Below are 15,617 nucleotides of genomic sequence, written 5' to 3'. Positions count from 1 at the left end.
CACCTCCCAATACCCTATCCCTGTAACTCCTTCAAGGAGATTTTGCGCCCTTCCTTCGCAGAAAGGTTGGCCGCCTCCATCAGGCGAGTTAACTGAGTAGCCGTCTGCAAATTCTCGGTAGCACTCGTATTATTTTGAATATGGGATACCCACTGGCTGAATGCGCTTTCTCTTCTGTCCAGCAAAGGAATTTCCGTCCATTCTTTCTGTTGATCTGAACCAACATTCGTGCGAATCAATAGCTTATCGTCCGGTGTTCCGTATAACAGTGTACCCTCCGTACCATGCACTTCTATCGCAAACGGCGAATGACTGTTCACAAATCCAGCCTCGACCACACCGATCGCTCCGGAATCCGTAAGTAAGGTAGCTACCGCATTATCTTCCACTTCTTTTCCAGTAACATATCCAAAATTAGCATTAACACCTGTCACTTCTTGACCCAGGAACAGATTCGTCAGATACATCGGATGACAACCGAGGTCAATTAGTGCCCCTCCCTGACAATCTTTTAGATCGTAAAAATGCTCAGGCAACCAATTGGCAATCGCACCGTTATGCGATAGACGCACACGAACATAAGTTACCTTACCAAGTAGTCCTTGGTTCAAAACATCTTGAATCGTTAATGTATATCCATCGTTCAAACGCGGTAAAGAAACCGTCATTTTCACTCCGTTATCCTGTACATCCGAAATGATTGTATTTACTTCTTTAATAGTTGAAGCGATAACTTTCTCTGTAAAAATGTGTTTGCCCGCTTTTGCAGCAGCAGTAATCACTTCTTCGTGAAGACGTGTCGGTGCATCTACAATGACGGCATCGATGTTGTCCTGTGCCAGCATATCTTCAAGCGAAGCATAGAATGGTACATTCAGACGTTCAGCAGCTTCCTGTCCACGCTTGGCATCTTCATCCCATACAGCAGCCATCACCGTATCTTCGTGCTCCTGAGCCTGTTTAATATAATCCCAGGCATGTACGTGCCATAAGCTTATTTTACCTATTCGAATGGTCACTATGATTAACCTCCATACTATATGATATTCTGACATCTAACTATAAATTAACACAGACCTGATCTAATTTTAATAGGAACTTACGACAATAACTATATAAAATTACGACATGAATCAGAATGACCTTCTTAAGAAAACAAGCAAAAAAGCTTCCTGCTCACCAATTCGTGATAATAGGAAGCTTTCGCTGCATGTAACCGTTCGAAATCAAGGATGTCCAAAGTTAGGTTGAAGATTTTATGGCTTATGATCTGTGTAACGGAAGTACCGGATTACCTTGCGATACATCGTCTTGTCTTTTAATTGATTAAATATATAAGGGTCCGGCTTGGCATTCACTTCAATGACCCAAGGTTTCAGACTTTGATCCAGTCCAATATCCACGCCAATTCCCTTCAATCGCGTGTATTTCTTATTCATATGACGAGCGATCACAACACCAAGCTCATTCATTTCCTGAATCAGTTCTTTGCTGCGCTTGGCGGATACGTGAGATTCCAGTAGTTTGTGAATATCCACTGGCTGACCGCCGTTATGATAATTGGTTACTATTTTTTGGGGATGTGCAAGTCGGCCAATGACCCCCGTTGCTTCCCACAGCTGTTTTGGGCTTAACTGCACCATGACGCGGATATCAAAGCGCCTTTTATTGTGTTTTAGCAGATGAATCCCTCTCTGAATAAGATAGCTTCTCTGATTTACAACATGTGCAAGACTTTTATGGAACGAATCGAAGCTATTGAACGTCAGACGCTTTTGATTTATCTGATACGCAAAATCCTGTTGATTTTTCATCTCAGCCCTTATTACGCCCATTCCATGGGTTCCTATTTCAGGCTTGATATATAACATCCCATATCTGGCTATCATAGATTTTAGATTCACCTTGTTAAACTTTTGTGTATCAGGTATGAACGGTTTTATTGAGTCATTATTGATAAGCTGCTTTGTTTTAAGCCATTTGCTTCGTAACGGTTGTGATTTCTCAATACCCACAGATCGTTCCTCCTGTTTTCAAATTCAACACATTCGCTGTTACATTAATCTGATGCATCATATGCAATATCATTGAACGAATCTTAGGCAATACCTCCTGAATTTACACACAAAAAGCCGACAAGCCACTATCTCGTGAGCTTGTCGGCTTTTCAATTTACATGTTCAGATATCATTTCTGTTTCTATTTGAAGCTGAACTGGAATATACGCCTCTTCTTGATTGTTCGATTATGGCAACAGATTTTCGTCAACTGGGACATTCGTGTCGGGAGCTTCTGCTGCAGATACGAACAACCGTCCGGGCGCTTCCACTTCAACTTTATTCCCCGCTGCGTCCTGAGCACGGATCACGATCACTCCACCCTCAAGCACCAGCGAAGAAGCAGTTGTATAGGTGCCTGTATAATGACCAGCTTCCGTTTCCACCAATGGAATCTCTGCGCCAGCCTGTGTGCTCAAATTGGATGGCAGTTCAATCCGGAAAGAGGCCTGTAATTTAGGGTTACTGTCGAACGAAACTGTTACGGTTTCTCCTGCTACAATCCGTACATCCTCAGCCGGAGAGATATTGGTCAGTTCAGGCAAAGACGTTTCCACATAAACAGTCCGTGTCACGGTTGTTTTATTGCCTGCAATATCTGTCGCAATGATTGTGATCGTATTCTTGCCCTCATTCACAAGTACGCGGTGATTAAAGCTTCTATTTTGCTCCAATTTCACCTTCTGTCCGTTAATGGTCACTTTGTCGAGGAATTGGTCCTGTACATCTCCGGTTATATGAACCACTTCGGTGTTGATTCGACTTCCTTCTTCAGGTGTAAGGACCGTTAGCACAGGTGCTGTCTGATCCAAGATGACCACAACTGGAAGGGAGCGATCCGTTGTTTTTCCGTTAACTACTGCCTCGGCAGTTATGGCATTAACCCCTGCACGAAGTTTAACATTCAGCTTGAATTTTCCATTCTCCACTGTTGTGGTTCCCGCTATTTCTTTTCCGTTATAAATCTTAATTTGGGCTCCAGAAGCTGGAGAAGTTCCCGATACATCAAATGTCGGCTGGTTGGTATAGGTGTTCGTCGGTTGCGTCAGTACAGGTGCATTCACCGGATATTTCACAACTGCACGAATCATATAATTACCCTCTTCTGCTGGTGCAGTACTCCATACACCGCCTACACGCTGCCAGCTCCGCCCTGCATTCACACCATTTTCATCGGTTGCGAGTCCTGGTGCGCTCGTTCCAACTGCAGTCTGAACATATACGATATAGAAATCGCCTTGTACCACTACTGGCTCGGGAAATTCAACGGTTGTCCACTGATTATTGCGCAATGCCGTACCGTCGAACGGTCCCGCCAGCAATCGGCCTGGTGCTCCACCCGATCCAGTGGCATCATAGACGGCATATTTGAATGCTGTTCCTCCTGGTACTGGCCACTCCGTATTCCAGAATCGAAGTGATGCACCTGTAAGCTGTGCTGTCTCCAATTCTGGTGTCATACGTACAGCCCATGCATTATCTGCGGCCACAAAGGCTCTTGCATTTTCAGCCGATCCATCGTCATAAGCAATTTCTCCAGGAAATCCAATAAATGGTTTTAAAATAACTTTCGCTTCGGCTGTACCATTCCCAGGCACTGTTACATTCACAGTTTTGCTATAGTAGTCCTTTGCGATGATCGACAGTGTATAACTTCCTTCCAGAACATCCAGAGTAAATTTACCATCTGTTCCTGTGCGAACAGCGCCTACTTGAGCATCTTCCAACACGAGAATTGATGCTCCAACAATAGGTTTCCCTGTACGCTCATCGCTCACAATACCTTCAATCTTTCCTTGAGGAATGGTTTCCAGATTGAAGTTGGCTGTTGCTCCACTTCCATCCGTGATGGTTACCGTCTTCGTTTGAGGATAATAGCCATAGGCCTCAGCCTTCAACGTGTAATCACCAGCCACATGAGTGAAACTGTATTTACCTGTCGTTGGGTCCGTCTTCACGGAACGTCCTGTTTCCAGAACGGTAACCGTTGCACTTGCAGGCAAGCTTTGAGGCGTTACAGAGCCTGCTCCAGGTTTCTGTATTTCAGGCTGTTCCTGTTTGGTTTTATTGAATTCAGCCTTGTCCGTACTTGAAACTTTGTACCAAGCATTATCATATTCCGGCTTAGGCTTGTCACTGTTCAGAACAATCGCCGTATCTTCCGTAACCGTCTCAGCGGCGATACCCAGAATGCGGAAGTCATCGATGTACCAGCCTTGCTTGACGACACTGCTGTCCGAAGTCAATCTGAACCGGAATTGAACTTCATTCCCCTTCAGTGCAGCCAGATCGTAGAATACTGGAGTCCATTGTTTTCCATTTGAAGAATGAGAGAATTTACCAAGCTCCGACCATGTGTTGCCACCGTCTTTCGTGGCTTCAACATAACCATAATCGTATCCACTTTCGATTTCATACCAATGATTGAACGTCAGCGTAGCTTGATCTACCTGGGTTAAGTCTACAACTGGCGAAACCAGAGAGTAGTTTGAACCGTTCTCATAAGTGCTGTCCAGATCGGTTGCCCATACATTTGGCGGAGAAACTGCATTGGCAGGTCCAACGACGGGAACTCCCCGTTCCCACTCATCCTTGGTGCCGGAATGAGTCCAGCCATTGTCGCTGCTACCATCAAAGTGGTCGATGAAGATATCTTCCGGGACCTCCACGGTAACGGATACCTCATTCGACTTGTCACTCTCATTGCCACTATAGTCAAGAGCGGCTACCTTATAAAAATAAGTCGAATTTGTTACTGTAGCCGTATCCGTAAATGTTGTTGATGATGTATTTCCGAGCAATTCATAACCTGAGCCGGAATTCGTTGAACGATACACGTTATAGGATTTCAGATCCTCATCGTCCGATCCCGTCCAGGACAAGTTTACGTTCCCCAGAATGTCGGCAGAAGCGGACAATCCGCTTGGCGCTCCCGGAGCAATATCATCTGGAGCTTGTACGGAAAAGTCATCAATATACCAACCAGCCTTTTGAACGGAATTGTCACTGGTCAGATTAAACTTGATAAATACCTGTTGGCCGGCGTAGTCACGCAAGTCAATATATTGAGTTTTCCAACCTCCACCGGCACCTGTAAAGCTCAATGCCTCTTCAAATACGAAATCACTATCCTCTGTTGCAATGTACACTTTGCCAAAGTCGATATTGCTCTCCAAATCATACCAGTGCTTGAAGGATAACAAAGCTCCCTCAGAGCTCTGGGTAAGATCAATTGGTGGTGCGAGCAAGTAGGCATTGCTGTTGGCTGCATATGTCCCTGTCAGATTGGTTGCAATCACCTTGTCACCAGAGTATGCACTTCCCGGTCCACTCGTTGGTGCTCCCCATGCCCAGGTGTTGCCAACTCCCCCCGAGGTAAAGCCCAGATTGTCTTCCTCAAAGTCTTGCAGATACCCAGGCTGAACTCCATTGGAGACAGCGACCTTATAAACTTCACTCTCAAATCCGTTATTGCCATAATCATTGACCCGGATATAGTACTCCAAGCCTTGTGACTCGATCAGAAATGCCGGAATTGTCGCTGTGTAAGTTCCATCTTTGGCATCCCCAGCTACTCGATTCATCGGCAGATATACGTACTGGCTCGTGCCCTTTGTTTTGGCAAAAGCCTCTACTGTGGTTACACCGACATTATCGGTAACACGTGCAGTAAGTGGAATATCAAGCCCCGTAAAAGCAGAATTGACAGGCGCATGTTCCAGGACCGGCGCTTCTAGATCGTCACCTGCTGTGACAACCCTGCCAGATACCGTCCCTATACCTTCGAGGACGGAGCCCACAGCATCCAGTGCATTGATAATACCGTGACCGTAGCCGTTATTGGGCGAAGTTGGATACCGGCTGTCTGTTCTCGGTGTCGCTGTATCCATAATAATTTGCTCCAACTGATCAACCGTAAGGGAATGATTGGCTTGAAGCAGGAGTGCGGCCAGTGCAGTGGTATGTGGGCCTGCCATGGACGTGCCGTTCCAGCCACCCTCGTATACACCGCCCGGAACAGAGGAACGGATGTTAACACCTGGAGCCGAAACTTCCGGCTTAATTTCCTCATAAGGGGAAGGACCCAGAAGGGAAAACGAAGCTAGATTCCCGTTGATATCCGTTGCTCCCGTTGCGAAACTCTCTGGATAGTTCGCAGGGTTCGCGACTGAACCTGGACCTCCCGGATTCGTCAGTGTCACATTCCCGGCTGAGAATTCCGGAAAAATCTGTGCATCACGCCAAGCTTGTACCATTGGACGGAACCACTCGTCCAATCCTGCGCCACCACCCCAGGAATTGTTAACCACATCCGGGGCAAGCTCAGGGTGCAAGTTTCCTTCAGCATCCACTGGAGCAATCAGCCATTGCCCGCCATCCAGTATAATGGCATCGGTCGTACTCGGATTGAAAATTCGAACAGCAATCCATTTTGCTCCGGGTGCAACCCCGATTTTGTTGGTGCCATTCGCTTCGGAGCCTACCATGGTACCCATTGTATGTGTACCATGGCCATCTCCATCCGCAGGAAGGGAAGCATGGCTATGGGGATCATACCAGCTTAGCTCGGGATCAACGACATTTCCCGAAGCATCAAGTCCTCTCCATTTGCTGCGGAGTGCTGGATGGGTGTAATCGACCCCGCTATCCAGGTTGGCAACAACGATACCTGTACCGTCGATTCCTCTATCCCAGACTGCTGGCGCGTTGATAGAATCGATGTTCCATTCAACGTTCTCTGTCTGCAGGCTCTTATCGTTAGCAGCCGCACTTTCCTTCTTATCTGCCTCTTTGGCTGGTGACTTGGCAGACTCCGTTGCTGGAGCAGCTGTTGCACTTTCACTACTGATCTCGGTTTTCTGCATATAACGCTGCTCGTTAGGCAGTATTTTATCCACTTCGGGAAGAAGTGCAATCTGTTCCATGACTTCCTTCGTGCTCGTTACTGCGAGTGCATTAACGATAAAGTAGCTTTTATATTCTTTGACCTTGCCAAGGTCAAGTTCCTTTTCAAGAAAACTTTCCAGGGTATACTGGGATCGTGAGGCCGTTTCCCGCAGAGTACTTACAACCGTGCTTCGCACGGACAATTTCGTTGCCGAAGCCGTTTGCTTGTCAATCGTCGCCTTTTCCAAGGCTAGCTTGGATACTGAGGCTGTATCTACCTGTTCTTTCATTTTCACCAGATAAGTAACATAATCATTGCTCTCAAATTCCTTGCTCAGCTTTGCGTTAACTTTGGAGGTGGTGATCTTGCCCGAACTGGATTTCATGTCGATCTTCTGCGATGCGGCGTTTTCAGCTGAAACCGGATGAATGATAGATAATGCAAGGAGAAGCGACAGGCCCATGGAAAGCGGCTTACGCAAACGATTCATCTTTATCAAACTTTTCCACTCCCTTTACCCGGTTTTTGTAATACAGTGATTCACTGTATCCATTTCTTTAAATGAAACGATGAAACAACCTCAACTGGACAGACTGATTGCGTTTACTTACATCAAGCCTCACCTCCTTTACAGGACAGGTTATTAAATTACATCGTATGTGAAAGATTATTAGATAGCCAATTTCAGCGTATATATGGAAGAGGTGGACTTCAAATTAATCCATCTTGTGAGCGGAAGTTTATTCGCATGCATTAAGGAGGGTAATCACCGGCGTTAGCAAGAACGCATACTTTACATGGGAGTATTATGGACCTGGGTAGAACGGGAGATTTCTTAACCTATGTACAAACAAACTCTTAAAATTACATATAATATAAAATTTAGAATCAAATTGTATATTTATGGTATATTATAGAGTCACAAAATGAGATATACAAGCACTTTTATAGAAAAATATAGAAAATAAGCCTTTTTAATGCTTTCATAAGTCTAATGACTCTCTGTAATGCATCTTCTTTTCGCGAATACGAAAACTCTGACGTTTCGATTGATTCAAACAGTTCTTTTTAACTATATCTGATTCATTCACATCAAAAAGAACGATGCGAGATACTTCGCGCCGTTCTTTTGGGGTACTTCCAAACCATTCCCGTCATGAGCGTTGCTTCAGACGATCCAACACCAGATACACAACAATGGCATCATCCAGATAACCAATCGGAAAGAGATAGTCCGGGATCAGATCGGCAGACGAAATAAAGTATAATAACGCACTACCGATCAGAGTACGATCGTTCTCGGGTGTAATCTCATCACAGTATTGAATATGCATTTCCTTCAAGTGATCTATAAACGGTCCCGCACCGTTTATCTGATTGATTTTTAGATCAAACTCCTTACATATTATTCGATGCCCTTCATCCGTACGTGCGTATTGTTCATACTTAACCATCTCCTGTTCTATCCGCTCTGTTGTTATATCGAGGTCCAATAATTTCGTATGTTGCAGAACCGTTTTGATCGATTCAAGCGAATCCAGAATACCCCGCTCAGTCTCTCTTTTGACATGATTGATTTTGTAGCCTGTAGCCTCAATAAGATGATCCAGTGAAACGTCCAACTGTTCGGAAAAAATCTGCAAATGTGTGAGCTTCGGTTGCTGCTTCCCGTTCAGAATCCGAGAAATGGTAGCCGTGTCCATTCCGCACAACGTACTAAATTTGCGCATCGAGAGCTCACGTCTGGCAAGTAGAGGCTTGATCAAATCTCCAATATGGCAATCCTTTGTTTGATCATGTGCTCTCACCAGCATCCCTCCAGAGATATGATCCATAGTCTAGTATATGGGACAACGTGGTGAAAGTTTACCTTATTCTTTCTTCATCAACAACGGTTTGTTGCATTTTTCTCAAGGACGGGCACATGAATCTCAACACGACATACATTAAGAGCAGACTACAGATCATGAGGTGATTTTATGGCGTGGATGCTTATTCTTGCTTTGGCCGTCTCTTCGAGTCTTGACAATCTGGGTGTCGGACTATCATACGGGATCCGAAAAATCAGAATCAGCCTATTTTCGAATTTTTTGATCGCCGTTGTTTGTTTATTGTTCAGCTATTCAGGTATTTTGTTCGGAAAATGGATTTCGATCGTGCTTCCTGGCGTTTTTCCTATACTGCTGGGGACATTCATCCTACTCGTTATCGGTTTTCGTATCATCTTATTATCGGTTCCCCGCAAGAAGAAAGATCACGAAGAGACTGACTCTCAAACCCTCGGGATTGGGTCTATTTTGCAAAATCCAGAACGGGTAGATTTAGACAAATCAAACCATATTGGAATCCTTGAAGCATTGATTCTGGGCGTTGCTCTTTCGACAAATGCACTGACGAATGGTCTAAGCGCCGGGCTGATGGGCCTATCCCCCTTGTATATTTCCCTTACCGCAGCCATCGGCAGTTTTGTTACCGTATGGTTTGGCGTGTGGATGGGGGCCAAAGCGGCTAACGTTCGTATTGGTTCGTTCACATTGGGACAGTTCGGAACACTTGTCAGCGGGGTTCTCTTATTGTTGATTGCAGCCAATAATTTGTTCTAATCTTGTATGCCAAACTCCAAGAAGGAGACATCTGATCAGATGTCTCCTTCTTGGAGTATTTTAGCGCTATTGTTGATAGATCCTTATCTGCCTCAGAATCCCTGGTTATACACCCGCTTATACTATTTCAGCGCCGTAACCACTTCTTCACTGGAGCGAATGCGGCCCAATCTGGGGAAAATGGTTTTACAAACGTAGTCATGCTCTTCCTTGGTAGCAGCCGTCATTGCATCTTCAACAAAAATCTGTTGATAACCGTGCTGATAAGCTTCTCTCGCTGTAGTATCCACACCGATCGACGTGGAAACGCCACTTAATACAATGGTATCTATTCCCCGACGTCGCAACTGGAGGTCAAGATCGGTACCGAAGAACGCACCCCATTGACGCTTGGCAACCGTATGATAAGGAGTATGGGCAGTCATTTCAGGCACGAATTGATCCCAGTCTGCGCTAAACTGAATCGCTCCCCGTTCCATATCCGTTTTTGGTTTCAACATGTCTTTTCCATCGACTGACGAGACTTTTACAAGCACGACAAAGGCTCCCTTTTCCGTGAAAGCCTGTGCTAACTTGGCCGCATTCTGCACCACCTGCTCACCTGTATGTGGAGCCTGTAGCGGGCTATTCACAATCCCCTTTTGCAAATCAATCACAACCAACGCTGTTCTTTCGGCTGTAAGCTGCTCAGCTTCTGCTTTTTTCAAGTTTTCCATGATCTTCTCTCCCATTCGTTTCAAGTTTTTTGTAGACCTTAAAATACACCCAGCCAGCATTGATCAATATCAATGCGCTGGTAATAAAGAACACATATCGTATTCCCATCCAGGCAGCCACTTGTCCACCTAAAACGGCACCGCCGAATACTCCTAGATATCCTGCTGACATGTTGAAACCGAACATTCTACCTGTAAGTGAAGCTGGTGTAATTTTTTTGATCAGAGTATTCACCGAAGGAATCAGCCCGGCTGCCGCCAATCCCAATAAAAAACGCAGGCCCATCAATTGCCACGGACTCGCTACAAACGCCTGTGCTATGAAGAGAATTCCGGCAGCTAGAAGAGCAACCAATATGACCTTCTGTGCGCCTATTCGGTCCGAAAGCCTGCCCAACCTTGGTGCAGCAATGAGATTGGCGAGTCCTGATGCCGAGAATACGATTCCGGCCAACAGAGCAACATGCGAAGTGTTACCGGAAAGCTGCGTAATATACACGGTAATGATAGGCTCCACCGAATATAAGGCCACAGTGAGTACAAAAAAAGTAACGAATAAGTTAATCGTCAAACTTTTCTCGGGCACTTTTCGCCATACTTCCCTGAGGCCAAGCACCACTTTGTCCTCTCTCGTGAACGATTCTTTCACAAACAAGGCGGTCGTAATAAAGGCTATCATCATCAGCCCACCCGTTATAAAAAATGAATTCTGGAGTCCCCAATTCACCCCGATGAAACCACCAATTGTAGGTCCGATCAAGGAACCTGCAATGTTGGCCGTTGAAAGTGTGCCCAGAGCATAGCCCGCATGTTTGGAATCGGTTTGGGTCGCAATCAGCGTCGTACAGGCGGTGCTATATCCTGTGATGACACCCTGTAGTAGCCGAAGTCCAATGAGCATGTACACATTTGTTGAGAATCCCATACAACCTACTACTATAGCCATGCCCAAACTAGCTCGAAGAAGCATCGGTTTCCTTCCCCATCGGTCGGAAGCCGCTCCCCATATGGGGGAGAAAATGGCAGAAAGTACAAATGTGATGCCAAAGGCAATTCCGGAGAATTGGGCAATCGCTGCTGAGTCGTTCACACCAAGCTGCTTGATGTACAGCGGCAAAATCGGTGCGATCTGGCTCATCCCAACTCCGGTCACAAACATTCCAAACCAACATACAATCAAATTTTTTTTCCACAGCGGCATATCAACAAGCCTTCCTCCCGCTTCAGAATCATATCCTCATCTTAGCGATCAGAACGACTGTACACCATGCATTATGTTAAACTCCATGGACATTTTTGCTGTAAAATTCCGTTGGACTCATCCCTTCCAATTGTTTAAATAACCTACTGAAATAGAATTCATCCGTGTAACCGAGTAACTGCGCAACCTCTTTAACTTTGTTGTTTCCTTCCAAAATGATCTCTTTTGCCTTATCCATCTTCAGTTTGTTGAAAAATTCTATGATGGAGTATCCTGTAATCTCTTTGAAAGCTCTTGATAAATACGGGGCTGATAACTGTACGAGCTCAGATAATTCGGTCAAGGTGATTTTACGATGCAGATGTTGATTCATATAGTTGATGATCTTTTCCACTTTCAGGGATGTCGCATAATTACGATGACGCTTTTTTACATTTTGGCCGATCGCGATAATCAACTGCTGTAATAAGGACTTGGTGCTAAACTCATAACCCGGTAATTTCGTATACCAGGTCTCCACCATATGTTTAAATACTTCTTCCAATTGGTAATAGTCCTGTAATTGCTGGACAGCAGGCAAGGGAAACACCTCTACGTCATTGTTCACAGTCCATGTATTATCATTCTGCTCGATCCGGACATAACTGAAGTGAACTGAAAAAAACTGATGGGATTTTTAAAGTCAATCTCTATCAAGTGAGGGACATCCGGTTGAAGATAGATTAGAACGCCTTCCTGAATGGAATATCTTTTACTATCGATGGTAATCTCCGCTTTCCCACCTGTAATAAATATAAGTTCATGATGCTGAAGCGTTCGCACTCCTTTATTTGAAAATGTTCGAAGTTCTTTCGGCTTTCTTGAGTTGCAGTATAAAATATGGAAAAAGAGCTGTTCTATATTCATGGTTCCCTCCACGCACATATCGTCTAATTGTATTATTCACTCTTCCAGTTCACCTGTTCAGGATTTCCAAAGAGTAGCATGTTTAATATACAGGGACATTCAGCTGATGATGGTTTCTCAGTTAATTCATTCAATCCTGTTTGTGTCGAAGATAAACCTAAAAGAACAAAAAAACAAGCTGTCTCCAATTCAAATGGAGCGCAGCTTGTTTCATCAATTTATTAATTCTGTTGTTCGCTAAACTAAATCAGGTAATGTTCACGCCACCACTTGCATAACCGACAACGGTATTCACGAGTGTGAGTCCGGTAGCCGTCGCCGAGAACACCAACAACAGACGAGTCTGTGCAGTCACAGGGATAGCCAATCCGGTTGTTATACCATTGGAGATGCTGCCCAATGCGATAATACCTGTAAGTGGAGGCGCCAGTGTCACGACAGCTCCAGGAACAGCCGTAAATGCGTTGTCTGGCGTAGGCGAGCTGAACAGTTGTGCTGTGATGGTTACCGTTGAACCAACCAAAGATAAGGCTACGGTTGTGCTAAAATACGCAGCTATGGAAGTTATAACTCCATCCCTTGGAGCCGAAAAAGCACAGTTAATGAGTGGTCCAACTACCGATCCTGTTAAATCAATGGCGCCTCCCACCAAGCTGATTCCCGTTGCTGAGCTACCGAAACCAATCAGGCTTGTTGTACCAACCAATCCACCAACGATCGTTGTCAAAATGGCTGGACCACCAGAAGCAAAAGGAATGATCGCTCCCGAACCTGTAGCTCCTGTAACGCCTGTAATACCAGTTACTCCGGCCAATCCTGCGGCTCCCGTAGCACCAGTCACACCAGTGACGCCGGCTGTTCCTGTCGCTCCAGTCACCCCTGTGGCTCCGGCCAATCCTGCGGCCCCCGTAGCACCAGTCACACCAGTGACGCCGGCTGTTCCCGTTACTCCAGTCACCCCTGTGGCTCCGGCCAATCCTGCGGCCCCCGTAGCACCAGTCACACCAGTGACGCCGGCTGTTCCTGTCGCTCCAGTCACCCCTGTGGCTCCGGCCAATCCTGCGGCTCCCGTAGCACCAGTCACACCAGTGACGCCGGCTGTTCCTGTCGCTCCAGTCACCCCTGTGGCTCCGGCCAATCCTGCGGCTCCCGTAGCACCAGTTACTCCCGTCGCTCCCGCCACACCAGGATCGCCCGTCGCTCCGGTTACGCCTGCTGATCCAACAATTCCCGTCGCTCCAGTCACTCCTGTGGCTCCAGTTGCACCACCTGCTGGGCCCGTTGCTCCGGTTGCTCCCGTAGCTCCGTTCAGACCAGCTGCACCCGCTGGGCCAGGGTTACCCTGTGATCCCACTGGACCTATCGTTCCTTGAGCACCCGCAACACCTTGAGGTCCGGCAGGACCTGCTGGGCCTGCGGGTCCCGCAGGTCCTGGAAGTCCTGAGTTTCTAAGTGTGTTGGCAAGAGCTACTTCTGCTGCTCGAATAGCAATGACCAACTGGTCTTTGTCCGCGGAATGAATGCATTCCTGTAAAACTACAGACAACAGCGAATCAAGCAATTGCTGCAAATTAATGCCTACACTTATTGGAGAGAAGGGAATGACCTCCGCTGAAGCAATCGAAAGTTCCAAAGCTGCTTCCAGGCTCGACTTGTTTCCTTTCTTTAATTTCAAATGATGAACCAAAGCCAGCAACTTTCGCAAAATTTCTATTAAGACAGAAACATTAACCTGAGTTGGATTAGCAAATACCTGTGCAATGGTAGTTCTCAATTCACCTATTAATTTGAGGAGTAAATGAGCTTCTTCACCAATGCCCGTATGATGTAATTCTTCTCCGCCTTTTCTAAAGCCGCTTCCCCCGGCTCCACTGCGTTTTTTGTATTTCATGTTCCATAATCTCCTCCTTGGGAGCTTTGATAATGTCCGCAGGCCGGGCGAACATCACTTGCCTGATGTCAACAATATATTACCAACATCAAATTTTGTGATGAATACACCTAAAATTATTGCCGTTTAATTAATTCAATTTGTTAAACGACCATCTTTGTGCATCTGTACCGTTATCATTCCATTGCTGGATTACAGCCCCATCTGCCGTTGAAGAACTCGACACATCTACTGCCAATCCATTCACTTTGGAAATGATTTTATAGTAACCGTTCCCTGCATCCTGGATGCTCCACCTTTGGGCGTTAGAGCCGTTATCATCCCATTGCTGAAGCTGCACACCGGGTGACGCTGTTGAGTTGGGCACATCAAGAACTTTTCCGCTATGAACCGCCGTAAGTTTATAGAAACCATCCCCTGTGCTGTCGACCCTGAACGTTTGGTTACTCGCACTGTAATTGGTCCATTGTTGTACTTTGGCTCCGCTTGCCGTGGATACATCCACGATATCCAACACTTTACCGCTTGCTTTGGAACCAATTGTGTAGAGGCCTCCGCTGATAATGTTCGGTGTATTCGCTGCTTGATATACCCGTACGTAATCCACCAGCATTTGGGATGGGAAAGGTGTCGCGTTATTAGGGCTGCCAGGCCAATTCCCGCCCACAGCCATATTCAACAGGAGGAAAAAAGGACGCTGAAACTCCTCAGTATTGCCTGTTCCATTTTCAATGTAAAACTCATTGAATTGTTTGCCATCCACAAACCATCTTATATATTTGGAATCCCATTCGATGCTATACACATGAAATTGGGAAAAATCAAGATTTTCCGATATCTTTCCATAATCGGCATGCCCGTTAGCATCCCAGTGAACGGTACCGTTTACAAAAGCATTGTTGTTGACCCGCTCCATAATGTCGATCTCTCCGCTCTTTGGCCAGCCAACGGAATTAATGTTGCTTCCCAGCATCCAAAAAGCAGGCCAGAGTCCCTGACCTGACGGCAGCTTGATACGTGCTTCGACTTTCCCGTAAGTAAAATCCTTCAAGCCTTGGGTTTTGATTCGCGCCGAGGTATAACTACTGCCATTGTAATTTTCTTTGCGTGCAGTGATGACCAGATTGCCACCTGTAACTTGCAGGTTCTCGGTGCGATTCGTATAATACTGCAATTCATTATTTCCCCATCCACCACTGCCGGTACCAATCTCTGCAGACCAGTTCGACGTATTCAGAGAGCTTCCATTGAATTCGTCACTCCACACCAGATTCCAATTGGTCGCTGCGTTTGTCGTCGTGCCAGGCAGTAAAGCGATTAGGAAACTGAACAGCACCAACATACTTACGATTTTT

The 15,617-nt window shown here is 45.9% G+C and carries 11 protein-coding genes; 1 reads left to right on the top strand and 10 read right to left on the bottom strand.

Annotation, left to right across the window (positions count from 1 at the left end; all coding sequences use genetic code 11):
• Positions 1–14: 14 nt before the first annotated feature.
• The 4 genes from RS891_RS14105 to RS891_RS14090 form a co-directional block, all read right to left on the bottom strand.
• A complete protein-coding gene (locus tag RS891_RS14105) occupies positions 15–1,019 on the bottom strand; it encodes a Gfo/Idh/MocA family protein (protein WP_315795652.1) in 1,005 nt (334 codons plus the stop codon).
• A gap of 237 nt (positions 1,020–1,256) precedes the next feature.
• A complete protein-coding gene (locus tag RS891_RS14100) occupies positions 1,257–2,015 on the bottom strand; it encodes a YheC/YheD family protein (RefSeq protein WP_113054970.1) in 759 nt (252 codons plus the stop codon).
• A 230-nt stretch (positions 2,016–2,245) separates the two neighbouring features.
• The gene (locus tag RS891_RS14095) at positions 2,246–7,444 is read right to left on the bottom strand and encodes a S8 family serine peptidase (protein WP_315795649.1); all 5,199 of its coding nucleotides are present in this window, start codon (positions 7,442–7,444) and stop codon (positions 2,246–2,248) included.
• 655 nt (positions 7,445–8,099) lie between these two features.
• Positions 8,100–8,759 (bottom strand): DUF1232 domain-containing protein, encoded by a 660-nt coding sequence (locus tag RS891_RS14090; RefSeq protein ID WP_397386916.1) that lies wholly within the window; start codon positions 8,757–8,759, stop codon positions 8,100–8,102.
• A 165-nt stretch (positions 8,760–8,924) separates the two neighbouring features.
• Between RS891_RS14090 and ytaF the strand changes: the two genes are divergently transcribed.
• Positions 8,925–9,548, top strand: coding sequence for a sporulation membrane protein YtaF (ytaF, locus tag RS891_RS14085; RefSeq protein WP_315795646.1), 624 nt, complete (start codon positions 8,925–8,927; stop codon positions 9,546–9,548).
• A gap of 122 nt (positions 9,549–9,670) precedes the next feature.
• Here ytaF and RS891_RS14080 read toward each other — a convergent pair whose 3' ends face one another.
• The 6 genes from RS891_RS14080 to RS891_RS14055 form a co-directional block, all read right to left on the bottom strand.
• Complete coding sequence (locus RS891_RS14080) at positions 9,671–10,264, bottom strand: hydrolase (protein ID WP_315795645.1); 594 nt, start codon at positions 10,262–10,264, stop codon at positions 9,671–9,673.
• Positions 10,236–11,465, bottom strand: a complete 1,230-nt coding sequence (locus tag RS891_RS14075) for a multidrug efflux MFS transporter (protein WP_315795643.1) — start codon at positions 11,463–11,465, stop codon at positions 10,236–10,238. Before RS891_RS14075 ends, RS891_RS14080 begins: the two co-directional genes overlap by 29 nt.
• A gap of 76 nt (positions 11,466–11,541) precedes the next feature.
• The gene (locus tag RS891_RS14070; protein ID WP_315795641.1) at positions 11,542–12,072 is read right to left on the bottom strand and encodes a helix-turn-helix transcriptional regulator; all 531 of its coding nucleotides are present in this window, start codon (positions 12,070–12,072) and stop codon (positions 11,542–11,544) included.
• On the bottom strand, positions 12,069–12,371 hold the full coding sequence (locus RS891_RS14065) for an AraC family ligand binding domain-containing protein (protein ID WP_315795639.1): 303 nt from the start codon (positions 12,369–12,371) through the stop codon (positions 12,069–12,071). The genes RS891_RS14070 and RS891_RS14065 overlap by 4 nt, the downstream gene beginning before the upstream one ends.
• Positions 12,372–12,618: 247 nt before the next feature.
• Positions 12,619–14,262, bottom strand: a complete 1,644-nt coding sequence (locus tag RS891_RS14060; protein ID WP_315795637.1) for an exosporium glycoprotein BclB-related protein — start codon at positions 14,260–14,262, stop codon at positions 12,619–12,621.
• 130 nt (positions 14,263–14,392) lie between these two features.
• On the bottom strand, positions 14,393–15,604 hold the full coding sequence (locus tag RS891_RS14055) for an RICIN domain-containing protein (RefSeq protein WP_397386949.1): 1,212 nt from the start codon (positions 15,602–15,604) through the stop codon (positions 14,393–14,395).
• Between the last annotated feature and the right edge of the window lie 13 nt (positions 15,605–15,617).

Source organism: Paenibacillus sp. BIC5C1, assembly GCF_032399705.1.
Taxonomy (GTDB): Bacteria; Bacillota; Bacilli; order Paenibacillales; family Paenibacillaceae; genus Paenibacillus; species Paenibacillus taichungensis_A.
This window is presented reverse-complemented; position numbering and strand designations above follow the sequence as displayed.

Bases quoted from the DNA above. Each gene is read 5' to 3' on its own strand.
- RS891_RS14090 (WP_397386916.1), bottom strand. From the start codon at position 8,759: ATGCTGGTGAGAGCACATGATCAAACAAAGGATTGCCATATTGGAGAT.
- RS891_RS14065 (WP_315795639.1), bottom strand. From the start codon at position 12,371: ATGAATATAGAACAGCTCTTTTTCCATATTTTATACTGCAACTCAAGA.
- RS891_RS14075 (WP_315795643.1), bottom strand. From the start codon at position 11,465: ATGCCGCTGTGGAAAAAAAATTTGATTGTATGTTGGTTTGGAATGTTT.
- RS891_RS14060 (WP_315795637.1), bottom strand. From the start codon at position 14,262: ATGAAATACAAAAAACGCAGTGGAGCCGGGGGAAGCGGCTTTAGAAAA.
- RS891_RS14080 (WP_315795645.1), bottom strand. From the start codon at position 10,264: ATGGAAAACTTGAAAAAAGCAGAAGCTGAGCAGCTTACAGCCGAAAGA.
- RS891_RS14055 (WP_397386949.1), bottom strand. From the start codon at position 15,604: ATGTTGGTGCTGTTCAGTTTCCTAATCGCTTTACTGCCTGGCACGACG.
- ytaF (WP_315795646.1), top strand. From the start codon at position 8,925: ATGGCGTGGATGCTTATTCTTGCTTTGGCCGTCTCTTCGAGTCTTGAC.